Below are 12,691 nucleotides of genomic sequence, written 5' to 3'. Positions count from 1 at the left end.
GGTTGCAGGTGCAACGCTGAGCAAGCGGAACATCGGCCATGACGCTGTCGACGTGCTCGCCACAGCCGGTCCAGGTGATCTTGCCGCAGCGGTTACAACGAATAGGACTGCACATGGGTAACTCCTTCTCGATTCAATGAGGGTTCCAATATACCCCCTAGGGTATCAAAGAACCACCACCGACCTCATCCTTGCCCTTGCCCGTGTCCTTGTCCGTGTCCGTGCCCGTGCCCGTGCCCGTGTCCTAACGAATTCGGCGGAAATTTTCCGATTTTCGGCCCGTTTTGGCCCACAACCGGGCTCCAGGGCCAAAATCTCCGTCGAATTCGTTAGGGGCGGGGGGCTGGACGGGACGCGGGGTGAGGGTCGGGCGCGAGCCGGAGGGCGAGCTCCGTGAGGGCGGTGATGGTGTGTTCCGGTGCCGTGAAGTAGCTGGGGTAAATCTCGTCGGTGCGGTTCAGCCACGCGGTACGGAGGCCTGCCTGAGCGGCCCCGTGGATGTCCCAAGGGTGCACGGCTACCAAGAGCAGATCGGACGGCTGGACGCCGCAGGCATCCGCGGCGTAGGAGTAGGCAGAGCGAACCGGTTTCCAGGCCGGGGCGTCTTCCACTGTGAGCACGGCCTCGAACTCGCCGCGGAGACCCGCCCGGGTCAGGAGAGACTCGGCCACCTGCGCGGATCCATTGGATAGGGTCACCAGGCGCAGCCCAGCCTGCTTCAGACCACGGATGCCGTCGGCGATGTCCGGGTGCAGGCTCAACGTTTCAAAGCCGTCCATCACGTGGCGAACGGCGTCGTCAAGACTGCGGGTCAGGGCGACGTCGCGGAGGACCCCGCGTAGGATCTCGGATCCGATCAAGGAGAATTTCGCCGTTCCGCCCGCGGCGGCGAGGGCGAAGCCGTCCCGCAGCAGTGTGGCGAACCAGACCCGCGCCAGGGAGGCAGGGGCGCCGATCTCCGCGAACCGGGCACTCAGCGGGGTCATGTCGGAGAGAGTCTCGTTGACGTCGAAAACGATCGCCGAGGGCGTGCTGGTCATAGCGGGTTCCTTTCGTTGGTGAGGGCGACGCGGATGGAGCGGATGTCCGCTCCGGTCGTGCCGAGCGCCTGGCGCCAGGTGGTGGCAGGCATCCGCTTCGCCCTCGGGCACCTTATCCGAATCGGTCGGCGGAACATCGTCGGCCGGCGGTCTGGTCTGCCGCCGTGCCCGGTCGGCGAGCAACACCCCGATCACGGTCAGACCCCCGAAATGCCGACCGCGAGCCAGCACTACCGGGATCCTCCCTGTGTCTCATCACCTGGTCCTCCTGCCCGATGAGCTGCCATCCGCGCGATTCCCCGGTCGCGCCCGGCGGGCGCTCCTACCCGGCCACGGCCCGGCTCACTCCGGAATTTCTTCTCAAACGAAGAAGAATCGCGAAAGTTCTGCTGGGAATCCCGAAGAAGACTGTTGGTTGTTGCAGCAGTCTTCATTTAGCAGCCGATATCGGGGCCGCCGGAACAGCCGTCCAAGCTCTGCACGATTCAAGCTCTGCACGACTCAAGCTCTGCACAATTCAACGTCGAAGGAATGCACATGACCCTCTATCAAGACGACACCCAGGCTGTCGAAGCCCTCAAGAACGCGGCCGGTAGCAGCTGGGACGCGATCAACCCTGAGTCGGTCGCCCGGATGCGGGCACAGAACCGCTTCAAAACCGGCCTCGAAATCGCCCAATACACCGCCGATATCATGCGCACGGACATGGCGGAGTACGACGCCGACTCCTCCGTTTACACGCAGTCCCTCGGGGTCTGGCACGGATTCATCGGCCAGCAGAAGATGATCTCGATCAAGAAGCACCTGAAGACCACGAACAAGCGTTACCTGTACCTGTCCGGCTGGATGGTCGCCGCACTGCGGAGCGACTTCGGCCCGCTGCCCGACCAGTCCATGCACGAGAAGACAGCCGTTCCCGCGCTGGTCGAGGAGCTCTACACCTTTCTCCGCCAGGCCGACGCCCGCGAGCTGGACCTGCTGTTCACCGCCCTGGACGGGGCCCGCACCGCCGGAAACGACGCCAAGGCCGCGGACATCCAGAACCAGATCGACAACTACGAGACTCACGTCGTGCCGATCATCGCGGACATCGACGCCGGTTTCGGCAACCCGGAGGCGACGTACCTCCTGGCCAAGAAGATGATCGAGGCAGGCGCCTGCGCCATCCAGATCGAGAACCAGGTCTCGGACGAGAAGCAGTGCGGCCACCAGGACGGCAAGGTCACCGTTCCTCACGAGGATTTCATCGCCAAGATCAACGCCGTGCGGTACGCGTTCCTCGAGCTTGGGATCGACAACGGCATCATCGTCTCCCGCACCGACTCGCTCGGTGCGGGCCTGACGCAGAAGCTCGCCGTGACCTACCAGCCCGGGGACCTGGGCGACCAGTACAACTCCTTCCTCGACGTCGACGAGATCACCGAGGCCGAGCTGGGCAACGGAGACGTTGTCATCAAGCGCGACGGCAGGCTGCTGCGCCCCAAGCGCCTGGCCAGCAACCTGTTCCAATTCCGTCAGGGAACCGGTGAGGCCCGCTGCGTGCTCGACAGCATCACCTCGCTGCAGAACGGCGCTGACCTGCTCTGGATCGAGACGGAGAAGCCGCACGTCGCCCAAATCGCAGGAATGATGAACGAGGTGCGCAAGGTCATCCCGAACGCCAAGCTGGTCTACAACAACAGCCCGTCGTTCAACTGGACGCTCAACTTCCGCCAGCAGGCGTACGACAACCTGCTCGCCGAGGGCAAGGATGTGTCGGCCTACGACCGCGCCAAGCTGATGAGCGTCTCCTACGACGAGACCGAGCTCGCTCGGATCGCCGACGAGAGCATCCGCACCTTCCAGCGCGATGGCTCGGCCGAGGCCGGTATCTTCCACCACCTCATCACCCTGCCGACCTACCACACGGCTGCTTTGTCCACCGATGACCTGGCCAAGGGCTACTTCGCCGACCAGGGCATGCTCGCCTACGTCAAGGGCGTGCAGCGTCGGGAGATCCGCGAGGGGATCGCCACGGTCAAGCACCAGAACATGTCCGGATCCGACATCGGTGACAACCACAAGGAGTACTTCGCCGGCGAGGCCGCGCTGAAGGCCGGGGGCAGCAACAACACGATGAACCAGTTCGAGGAACCGGCACTGAGCCACTAATCCGAGCAGCTGTCGCTACGAGTAAGCCCCGGTCGCAGGATCGGGGCTTATTCGTTTTCCGGTGCTCGGTTGCCGCCGACCGCCTGGGCTCGTTCATCGCCATCAACGCGAGAATCGCCCAGGTGCGGCTGCAACGTATGCGGAAGCTCGCCGACCTGCTTCACGCATCCGTCACACGGGCCTGCCACGCGCATCCGTCGTCACGTAACTGAGGAGATTTTCACGGAGCGCCGGTTTGGGCGCCTGGCTGCGCGGCGTGTTGCGAAATACTCCGCAGTTAGCGCGGGTGGCGTCAGCGGGTGGCGTCAGCGGATGCCGAGGCGGGAGCCTCCGCGGGTCGGTGCCGCGTACTATTGGGGGCCTGCTGCACAATGCGGACCAGCGCTTCGCTGACCCTTATCGCCTCCCGGCGCGTCGCAGCGTTCACTCGTGACCGCCGCCTCCGCCGCCTCCACCGACATCACCGACATCACCGACGTCACACACTCCACACACTCCACACACTCCACCGACTCCACAGACTCCACCGACTCCGCCTCGAGCGCCGCATCCCGGAAGGCCTCATGGCTACCCTCACCAAATCTCCCTCGCCCAGCCGCTACCGGACCGACCCGTCGGTGCTCGACGCGCTTCGTTCTCCGCGTCTGCTCACCCGCGAGGTGCTCGCCGGCCTCGTCGTGGCGATGGCGCTCATCCCGGAAGCGATCTCGTTCTCCATCATCGCGGGTGTCGATCCCCAGGTCGGCCTGTTCTCGTCGTTCGTCATGGCGGTGTCGATTGCTTTCCTCGGCGGACGCCCGGCGATGATCACCGCCGCGACCGGCGCCGTCGCCCTCGTGATCGCCCCCGTCGCCCGCGATTTCGGCATGGACTACTTCATCGCCACGGTCATCCTGGCTGGGATCTTCCAAGTGGTGCTCGGCGTGCTCGGCGTCGCTAAACTCATGAGGTTCATCCCTCGCAGCGTGATGGTCGGGTTCGTCAATTCCCTGGCGATCCTGATTTTCGTCGCCCAGCTCCCCCACCTGCTCGGTGTGCCGTTCATGGTCTACCCGCTCGTTGCGGTGGGGCTGCTGATCATGGTCGTGATGCCCCGCCTCACCAAGGTCGTTCCCGCTCCGCTCGTCGCTATCGTGCTGCTCACCGTGGCCGTCGTCGTCACGGCGATCAACGTGCCCACGGTCGGCGACCAGGGCGAACTGCCGAGGAGCCTGCCCGAGCTGTTCATCCCCAACGTGCCGCTCACCGGGGCCACCTTTGCGATCATCGCCCCGTACGCCATCGCGATGGCACTCGTGGGCCTGCTCGAGTCGCTGATGACCGCGAAATTGGTCGACGACATCACCGACACCCACTCACGCAAGACCCGCGAGGCCTGGGGACAGGGCATCTCGAACATGCTCTCCGGGCTCTTCGGCGGCATGGGCGGCATGGGCGGCTGCGCCATGATCGGTCAGACCATGATCAATGTGCAGGCCTCCGGCGCCCGCACTCGCATTTCCACGTTCCTCGCGGGCGTGTTCCTGTTGATTCTCGTCGTGGGCCTCGGCGACCTGGTCGCCATCATCCCGATGGCAGCCCTGGTCGCGGTGATGATCATGGTGTCGGTGCTGACCTTCGACTGGCACAGCATCCGTCTCTCCACCCTGAAACGGATGCCCAGAAGCGAGACGATCGTCATGCTCGCCACCGTCGTGGTCGTCGTGCTCACCCACAACCTGGCCATCGGCGTCATCGTGGGGGTGCTCGTTGCCATGGTCGCCTTCGCCCGCCGGGTCGCGCACTTCGTGAGCGTCGAACGAACCCTGCCCGAAGGCGAACCGGTCGCCACCGCGTACTACACGGTCACCGGCGAACTGTTCTTCGCCTCCAGCAACGACCTCACCACCCAGTTCGAGTACGCGGACGACCCCGACCGCATCGTGATCGACATGACCCGATCGCACATCTGGGACGCCTCGACCGTCGCCGCGCTGGACGCGATCAGCAATAAGTACGAACGTCACGGCAAACGGGTCGTGATCGAGGGTCTCAACGACGCCAGTTCAACAATGCACAGCCGCCTGGCGGGAAACCTCGGCGGCGGTCACTAGCATCCGGCCCCCTGCCTCCCGGTTCTCCGCGCACGTCAGACTGGCGCCTACGGGCCGCCTCCTCTGCAGGCAGATTTCTTACAGAGGGGCGGCGAGGCCCGCTGCGAGCGGCGGTGTGGGTTCGCCGTGAGGAGGGAGGCCGGCGGCGGCCCCACCGAGCAGACCGTCACGGGCGTCGGCGTCGAGCCCCGCGACGAAGCCCACCTGACCTGCGTCGAGTCCGCCTTCCGTCAGCATCTTCGCGTGCGCGCCGGACGAGAGGCTGCGGACGGTGACGTCACCGCGGATGCGTGCGCCGATGTCACCGTGCGTTCGTCGCAGTCCCGAGCGTGGTCGCCGGTGAGCTCGCGGGTCAGCTCGAACGCAAACGGATGGCGCGGACGCCCGCTGGGGCGCCGCGCCATCCGTTGCGGTGACCTTGAGGTACTGAATCAGCGCTTGAAAACGTCCTTGACGTTCTCGCCGGCCTTCTTCGCGCTGGCAGCCCTCTGATCGGCCTGGCCTTCGGCGACCTTGGAGTCGTCGTTGGTTGCCTTGCCCACTGCCTCAGTGGCCTTGCCCTTGAGGTCTTCAGCGGCGTTCTGGATCTTGTCGGATGCACTCATTGGACTCTCGTTTCGCGTCGGTGTTTCGTAGGCGGCAATCACACGCAAATTCGCGGGTCGCCGTGAGACGTACATCTGTGAGACGTATCCCAGATCGAATTCGTCACGCGTGCCCCCGAGATCGCGGCACCTCACCGCCTTCGCCGCGGTCGTCTCCGCGGTCGCCAGGCTCCCGGCGAACGGGGAATCCGTCATCGGACCCGCAACGGGCATCCATCGCCACGGCCGCGCGCCCCTCAGGCGCTGTCGTCTTCGGCGAGGAGGCGGTCGATCTGCCCCATGGCCTCACGCATGCCCTCTTCCATCCCCATCTCGGACATCTGCTGCATCTGTTCCACATTCGCGAACGTCGACACCGTGGTCATACGAGTGCGACCGTCGATCTCCTCGAGGGTCACGACCACCCGCACCGACCCCATCTCGACGACCGGGTCGCCGTTCTCGTCGGCGAAGCCGTCCTCGAATTCCAGCCGGTAGGGTCGCTGGATGACCGTGGTCACCCACCAGCCGGGACCGTTCTCGCCCTCGGGTCCGGTCATGACGTAGTTCGAACGCCCGCCGGGCACGAAGTCGTGCCGATCGAAGGTGGCCGGCCATGTGGGCGGACCCCACCAGCGCTCGAGCTGGCGCGGGTCCTCCCAGAGCTGCCACACCCGCTCTGCACTCGCGTCAAAATCGGCCACGAACGTGAGGGTGAGCGCCTCGGTGTCCTTGTTCGAACTGATCACGGTCATGATTTCTCTCCTTCTCGGTCTTCTTCTCGGTCTTCAGACAGGACCTTGCTGATGCTCTGGTCGCGAAGTCGCCACAGTTCCTCGTAGTGCTCGAGCAGGCGCGCCGCCTCGCGCACGGTGTCGGGGTTCGGGTGCACCACCTGTTCCCTCCCTCGTCTCTCCTTGACGACGAGGCGTGCCCGCTCGAGCACCGCCACATGCTTCTGCACCGCGGCGAAGCTCATCGCATAGCTCGCGGCGAGCGCCGACACGGAATGCTCGCGCTGGACGACGCGCATCACGATGTCGCGTCGCGTCGCATCAGCGAGTGCGTGGAAGATGCGGTCCACTTCGTCATCCGGCAGCCTAAGTACAACCATTTGGTTGCACTTTACTCCCGCCGACGTGGGAGCCGCAAGCAGTGATCTCGAACCCGGTCGATACTCCAATGGGTATAGGAGCAGTATCGGATCAACAGCATCGGTGCCGAGAGCCTAAAGTCTGAAACGGCAAAAGTCGTCGGCTTGGGAGCCGAGGTATTCGGCCATATCGCAACGCCGTCCCCGAAAGATTCGTGTGGGCAGGCACCCCGAGGTAGTCGTGGTCTCGCCCTGCACCCGGACGGCGACTCCGACATCCCCGCGGTACCGTCCACACTGTCTACGCCGGCCACTGGGTCAAGCGGACAACGTGCGCCCGCGCCGGGGCCTAGTAGCCGATCTCGCGGAAGCGTTGAGCGTCGGCGGCTTCCCCATACGGGTAGTCGGAGACCACTGGAGAACTCAACGCGCTCAGCTGTTCGAGGTGCTCAGCGCTCAACTGCACCTGCGCCGCCGAGAGGTTCTCACTGAGTTGCTCCACGCTCCGCGCCCCAAGGATGACCGAGGTCACCGCCGGTTGAACCTCGAGCCACGCGAGGGACACCTGGGCACTCGTGGCCCCGATTTCGGCCGCAATCCCGGCGACAGCGTCGATGATCCGCCAGGTACGCTCCTGCTTGTTGCGCGGTCCCCAGGCTTCCATTCCGCGCGCGGGGTCCTCGCCCAGGCGCGTGGCCCCGGTCGGATCCGTGTCGCGACGGTATTTGCCCGACAACCATCCTCCTCCGAGCGGTGACCACGGCAGGAGCCCCAGGCCCGCGTCGAGCGCCGCTGGCACGATCTCGGATTCGATTTCCCGCACGAGGAGGCTGTACTGCGGCTGCACGGTGACCGGCGGAGTGAAACCCAGCGCCCGCGCCACGTGCACGGCCTTCGTCAGCTGCCAGCCCAGGAAGTTGGAGAAGCCGTAATAGCCGATCTTTCCGCTTCGGACGGCGTCGTCGAGAAAACGCAGGGTCTCCTCCAGCGGCGTGACCGGGTCCCAGGCGTGCAGTTGATACAGGTCGACGTGATCCGTTCCCAGTCGGCGCAGCGAAGCGTCGAGCGCCCGGGTCAGGTGCCGGCGGCTGGTTCCCCGATCGTTGGGGCCGGTGCCCATGGGGAAGCGGCCCTTGGTCGCGAGAACGATCTGCTCTCGCTCGGTCGGGTGCGACGCCAGCCATGACCCGATCATTTCCTCTGAGACGCCGGCACTGTAGACATCCGCTGTGTCGACGAAGGTTCCTCCGGCTTCCAGGTACGTGTCCAGGAGGGTGTGCGCCATCTCCTGATCGGCCTCCGCGCCGAAGGTCATGGTGCCGAGGGCATAGGTCGATACGACCGCGCCGCTGTTGCCGAGTGTGCGATACCGCATATATGTGAGTCCTGTTCTGTGTCGAGGTGGGGCGCCCGAAACCTCACCACCCAGTCTCACACGCTCGACAACGTCGGGACCTGCCCATCCGTTGACCTGGGGATCACCCGACGTAACGCTGTTCTGCACGTGCATTCACCGTGATGCTGTGGCGGTGCTGCCCACCCCGACCGAGCGCGAGGCAGCCGGACATCCAGCGAGGAGCATCTCCCGGCGGCCGACGAATTCGACGGAGATTCTGGGTTGTCGCGCGTTTCTCGGCGGATTTGGGGCCGATTCAGGCACAACCACCGTCGAATTCGTAAGGGGCGAAGGTGCAGGCGGGTGGCGCGCCACCGCATGGACGGGTGAGCGCGCCACCGTGCGCTACTTGAGGATGCGGATGAGCTTCTTGTTGGCGAACTCCGCGATGCCGAAGCGTCCCAGCTCGCGGCCGAAGCCGGACCGCTTCACGCCGCCGAAGGGCAGCTCGGCGCCGTCGAGAAGTGAGCCGTTGATGAAGACCATCCCCGCCTCGATCTGGTCGGCGACCCGCAGGGCCTGCTCCGGATCCGTCGTGAAGAGGTAGGAACCCAGGCCATACGGGATGTCATTGGCCACCTCCACCGCCTCGGCCTCGTTCTGCACACGGTAGATGGCGGCCACCGGTCCGAAGAACTCCTCCCGGTAGGCGTCGCTCTGCGGGGACACCCCGGTGAGCACCGTCGGCGAGAAGAAGGCGCCATCGCGGCGCCCACGCAGGGTGACCGTCGCCCCTTGCGTCTCGGCGCGCTGGAGCTGCTCTTCGAGACCTTCGGCGGCGCCGACCGATGAGAGCGGCCCGAGGGTCGTCTCCGGAGACGTCGGGTCTGCCGGCACATTGCTGGCCATCTTCTCCGTGAAGAGTTCCACGAAGGCGTCGAACAGGCCGTCGATCACGATAAAGCGCTTGGCCGCGTTGCAGGACTGGCCGGAGTTGTCCAGGCGAGCGTCGACGGCCGCGTCCACGGCTTCTTCGAGGTTGTCGGTGCTCAGCACAATGAACGGGTCCGATCCGCCCAATTCGAGCACGACCTTCTTAAGGTTGCGGCCGGCGACCTCGGCGACAGCCGCGCCCGCGCCCTCCGAACCGGTCAGCGAAACGCCGCAGACCCGCGGGTCCGGAATGATGATCTCGGCGATCTGAGCACTGGACGCGTAGAGGTTGCGGTACGCGCCTTGGGGGAATCCGGCATCCGTGAAGATCTGCTCGATGGCGGCGGCGGATTCGGGGCATTGCGAGGCGTGCTTGAGCAGGATCGTGTTGCCGAGAACCAGGTTCGGGCCGGCGAACCGGGCGACCTGGTAGTACGGGAAGTTCCACGGCATGACCCCGAGCAGTACACCCAGGGAGGCGTTGCGGATGAACGCGGATCCCTCACCGCTGAGCAGCTCGATGGGTTCGTCGGCGAGGAACGCCTCACCATGGGTGGCGTAGTACCCGTAGATGTCCGCCGCGAAATCGACCTCGCCAAGGGCCTGCTCGAGGGGCTTGCCCATCTCGCGCACGATGACGGCGGCCAGGTGCTCACGCCGCTCGGAGTGAAGGTCCGCGACGCGCTGCATCAGGGCTGCCCGTTCGGCAACCGACGTTCCTCGGGCGAGCTCCTTGTGGGCCCGATCCGCAGCCCCGATGGCATCGGTGACCTCGGCATCCGTTGCCAGGGGGAAGCTGGATTCGCTGAGCCCGGTTGCGGGGTTCGTGACTGCGTACTTGTTCATGTTCTCTCCGTAGGTGTCGAAAAACGCCGATCGAAAAAGGGACGGGTCCTGCCGAGGCAGGACACACTCCTGGGTTACAGTCTTGCGCAGTCGCGAGTGGAATTCCTGACAGTGGGATGCAGATACGATCCTGGTGCTAGCGGCAGGTTGGCGCGAAGCTGGTTAGATCGAACCACCCGATGCAGTCCGCGCCGGAAGCCCGCTGAACCGAGGGAGACACGATGAGCACGCCCACGAGAACGGATGCCTCGCACGAGTCGCGCGTCGCCGACAGCCACGATCTGATCCGGGTGCAGGGCGCGCGCGTGAACAACCTCAAGGATGTGAGCGTCGATCTGCCGAAGCGTCGGCTGACGGTGTTCACGGGCGTCTCGGGCTCAGGCAAGAGTTCGCTGGTGTTCGGCACCATCGCGGCGGAGTCGCAGCGCATGATCAACGAGACTTACAGCGCCTTCGTGCAGGGCTTCATGCCCTCGCTGGCGCGGCCCGACGTGGATGTGCTCGACGGGCTCACAACGGCGATCATCGTGGATCAAGAACGGATGGGCGCCAATGTGCGCTCGACCGTGGGCACCGCCACGGATGCCAACGCGTTGCTGCGCATCCTCTTCAGCCGGCTCGGGCAGCCGCACATCGGCTCGCCCCAGGCGTTCTCCTTCAACGTGGCCTCGATCAGCGGAGCCGGAGCGGTCACGCGGGGGCGCGCCGGGAAGACCGTGAAGGAGCGGCGCAGCTTCAGCATCACCGGCGGCATGTGCCCGCGCTGCGAGGGCATGGGCACGGTGAACGACGTCGACCGCTCGGCACTGTACGACGAGTCCAAGTCGCTCAACGAGGGCGCGCTCAGCATCCCTGGTTACACCATGGACGGCTGGTACGGCCGCATCTTCCGCGGCTGCGGATGGTTCGACCCGGACAAGCCCATCGGCCGGTACACGTCGAAGGAACTGGACGACCTGCTCTATAAGGAGTCGACCAAGATCAAGATCGACGGGATCAACCTGACCTATCTGGGCCTGATCCCGCAGATGCAGAAGTCGTTCCTTGCCAAGGACGTCGACGCGCTGCAGCCGCATATCCGCGCCTTCGTGCAGCGTGCGGTCACCTTCGCGCCCTGCCCCGAGTGCGGCGGCACCCGCCTGAGCGAGGCTGCTCGATCGTCGAAGATCTCGGGGATCAGCATCGCCGACGCCTGTTCGCAGCAGATCAACGATCTGGCCGCCTGGGTTCGTGGCATCGACGAACCGTCGGTGGCCCCGCTGACGCAGGCGCTTCGGGAGATCCTGGACTCGTTCGTGGAGATCGGGCTGGGCTACCTCTCGCTCGACAGGCCGGCCGGCACGCTCTCGGGCGGCGAGGCCCAACGCACCAAGATGATCCGGCACCTGGGCTCCTCGCTCACCGACGTCACCTACGTCTTCGACGAGCCCACCATCGGCCTGCACCCCCATGACATCGAGCGCATGAACACACTGCTGCTGCAGCTGCGGGACAAGGGCAACACGGTGCTCGTCGTAGAGCACAAGCCGGAGGCGATCGTGATCGCCGACCACGTGGTGGACCTCGGGCCCGGTGCCGGAACGGCGGGCGGAATGGTCTGCTTCGAAGGAACCGTGGAAGGGTTGCGCACCAGCGGCACCCTCACCGGGCGCCATTTCGACTACCGGGCCGCGCTCAAGCCCGCCGTTCGCACCCCTACGGGCACGTTGGAGATTCGCGGCGCCACGAAGAACAATCTGCGGAACGTCGACGTGGACATTCCGCTCGGCGTGTTGGTCGTGATGACGGGCGTCGCCGGCTCCGGCAAGAGCTCGCTCGTGCACGGCTCGATTCCCGCCGGGGCGGGCGTGGTCTCCATCGACCAGGGCGGCATCCGTGGGTCCCGGCGCAGCAACCCGGCCACCTACACGGGAATGCTCGACCCGATCCGCAAGGCGTTCGCGAAGGCCAACGGTGTGAAGCCGGCACTGTTCAGCTCCAACTCTGAAGGGGCCTGCCCCAACTGCAACGGCGCAGGCGTGATCTTCACCGACCTCGCGATGATGGCGGGCGTCGCGACCGTCTGCGAGGTCTGCGAGGGCAAGCGGTTCGAGGCATCCGTGCTGGACTACCATCTCGGCGGCCGGGACATCAGTGAGGTGCTCGCCATGTCGGTGAACGAGGCCAGGGTCTTCTTCGGCACCGGCGAGGCGCGCACGGCCGCCGCGCACACCATCCTGGGCGGTCTCGTCGACGTGGGGCTCGGCTATCTCAGCCTCGGCCAGCCGCTCACGACGCTCTCCGGCGGCGAGCGCCAGCGTCTCAAGCTGGCCACGCACCTGTCGGAGAAGGGCGGCGTCTATGTTCTCGACGAGCCGACCACCGGACTCCACCTCGCCGACGTCGAGCAGTTGCTCGGCCTGCTCGATCGGCTGGTCGACTCCGGCAAGTCGGTCATCGTCGTGGAACACCATCAGGCCGTCATGGCCCACGCGGACTGGATCGTCGACCTCGGCCCCGGGGCCGGCCACGCCGGCGGCCGGATCGTCTTCGAGGGCACGCCCGCCGACCTCGTCGCCGCGGGCTCCACCCTGACCGGGCAGTACCTCGCGACCTACGTCGGGCATTGAGAGGCT

Annotated in this window: 10 protein-coding genes; 3 read left to right on the top strand and 7 right to left on the bottom strand. The window is 65.6% G+C overall.

Annotation, left to right across the window (positions count from 1 at the left end; all coding sequences use genetic code 11):
- Positions 1-329: 329 nt before the first annotated feature.
- Positions 330-1,040 (bottom strand): haloacid dehalogenase type II, encoded by a 711-nt coding sequence (locus E3O65_RS02095; protein ID WP_134362101.1) that lies wholly within the window; start codon positions 1,038-1,040, stop codon positions 330-332.
- A 537-nt stretch (positions 1,041-1,577) separates the two neighbouring features.
- Between E3O65_RS02095 and E3O65_RS02090 the strand changes: the two genes are divergently transcribed.
- Together E3O65_RS02090 and E3O65_RS02085 are read left to right on the top strand one after the other, a co-directional pair.
- Positions 1,578-3,191, top strand: a complete 1,614-nt coding sequence (locus E3O65_RS02090) for an isocitrate lyase (protein WP_134362100.1) — start codon at positions 1,578-1,580, stop codon at positions 3,189-3,191.
- Positions 3,192-3,754: 563 nt separating this feature from the next.
- On the top strand, positions 3,755-5,284 hold the full coding sequence (locus E3O65_RS02085) for a SulP family inorganic anion transporter (RefSeq protein WP_134362099.1): 1,530 nt from the start codon (positions 3,755-3,757) through the stop codon (positions 5,282-5,284).
- A 78-nt stretch (positions 5,285-5,362) separates the two neighbouring features.
- On the opposite strand, the gene E3O65_RS16550 is transcribed toward E3O65_RS02085, so the two are convergent.
- The 6 genes from E3O65_RS16550 to E3O65_RS02060 form a co-directional block, all read right to left on the bottom strand.
- Positions 5,363-5,521 carry a hypothetical protein gene (locus tag E3O65_RS16550; protein ID WP_166785618.1) on the bottom strand — a complete coding sequence of 53 codons (159 nt, stop codon included), beginning with the start codon at positions 5,519-5,521 and terminating at the stop codon, positions 5,363-5,365.
- Between the two features lie 194 nt (positions 5,522-5,715).
- A complete protein-coding gene (locus tag E3O65_RS02080) occupies positions 5,716-5,889 on the bottom strand; it encodes a CsbD family protein (RefSeq protein WP_134362098.1) in 174 nt (57 codons plus the stop codon).
- Positions 5,890-6,125: 236 nt separating this feature from the next.
- Complete coding sequence (locus tag E3O65_RS02075; RefSeq protein ID WP_134362097.1) at positions 6,126-6,623, bottom strand: SRPBCC family protein; 498 nt, start codon at positions 6,621-6,623, stop codon at positions 6,126-6,128.
- Entirely contained in the window at positions 6,620-6,982 is a 363-nt protein-coding gene (locus E3O65_RS02070; protein ID WP_134362096.1) for an ArsR/SmtB family transcription factor, read from the bottom strand. Before E3O65_RS02070 ends, E3O65_RS02075 begins: the two co-directional genes overlap by 4 nt.
- A 328-nt stretch (positions 6,983-7,310) precedes the next feature.
- Positions 7,311-8,336 carry an aldo/keto reductase gene (locus tag E3O65_RS02065; RefSeq protein WP_134362095.1) on the bottom strand — a complete coding sequence of 342 codons (1,026 nt, stop codon included), beginning with the start codon at positions 8,334-8,336 and terminating at the stop codon, positions 7,311-7,313.
- A 366-nt stretch (positions 8,337-8,702) separates the two neighbouring features.
- Positions 8,703-10,076 (bottom strand): NAD-dependent succinate-semialdehyde dehydrogenase, encoded by a 1,374-nt coding sequence (locus E3O65_RS02060; protein WP_134362094.1) that lies wholly within the window; start codon positions 10,074-10,076, stop codon positions 8,703-8,705.
- Between the two features lie 221 nt (positions 10,077-10,297).
- Between E3O65_RS02060 and E3O65_RS02055 the strand changes: the two genes are divergently transcribed.
- On the top strand, positions 10,298-12,685 hold the full coding sequence (locus tag E3O65_RS02055; protein WP_134362093.1) for an ATP-binding cassette domain-containing protein: 2,388 nt from the start codon (positions 10,298-10,300) through the stop codon (positions 12,683-12,685).
- Positions 12,686-12,691: the final 6 nt, after the last annotated feature.

This window comes from Cryobacterium breve, from assembly GCF_004402375.1.
Classification (GTDB): domain Bacteria; phylum Actinomycetota; class Actinomycetes; order Actinomycetales; family Microbacteriaceae; genus Cryobacterium; species Cryobacterium breve.
The sequence above is the reverse complement of the archived record's forward strand: the minus strand, read 5'-3'. Positions and strand labels throughout refer to the sequence as shown.

Coding starts and splice junctions, on each gene's coding strand:
- E3O65_RS02095 (WP_134362101.1), bottom strand. CDS start 1,040: ATGACCAGCACGCCCTCGGCGATCGTTTTCGACGTCAACGAGACTCTC.
- E3O65_RS02090 (WP_134362100.1), top strand. CDS start 1,578: ATGACCCTCTATCAAGACGACACCCAGGCTGTCGAAGCCCTCAAGAAC.
- E3O65_RS02085 (WP_134362099.1), top strand. CDS start 3,755: ATGGCTACCCTCACCAAATCTCCCTCGCCCAGCCGCTACCGGACCGAC.
- E3O65_RS16550 (WP_166785618.1), bottom strand. CDS start 5,521: ATGCTGACGGAAGGCGGACTCGACGCAGGTCAGGTGGGCTTCGTCGCG.
- E3O65_RS02080 (WP_134362098.1), bottom strand. CDS start 5,889: ATGAGTGCATCCGACAAGATCCAGAACGCCGCTGAAGACCTCAAGGGC.
- E3O65_RS02075 (WP_134362097.1), bottom strand. CDS start 6,623: ATGACCGTGATCAGTTCGAACAAGGACACCGAGGCGCTCACCCTCACG.
- E3O65_RS02070 (WP_134362096.1), bottom strand. CDS start 6,982: ATGGTTGTACTTAGGCTGCCGGATGACGAAGTGGACCGCATCTTCCAC.
- E3O65_RS02065 (WP_134362095.1), bottom strand. CDS start 8,336: ATGCGGTATCGCACACTCGGCAACAGCGGCGCGGTCGTATCGACCTAT.
- E3O65_RS02060 (WP_134362094.1), bottom strand. CDS start 10,076: ATGAACAAGTACGCAGTCACGAACCCCGCAACCGGGCTCAGCGAATCC.
- E3O65_RS02055 (WP_134362093.1), top strand. CDS start 10,298: ATGAGCACGCCCACGAGAACGGATGCCTCGCACGAGTCGCGCGTCGCC.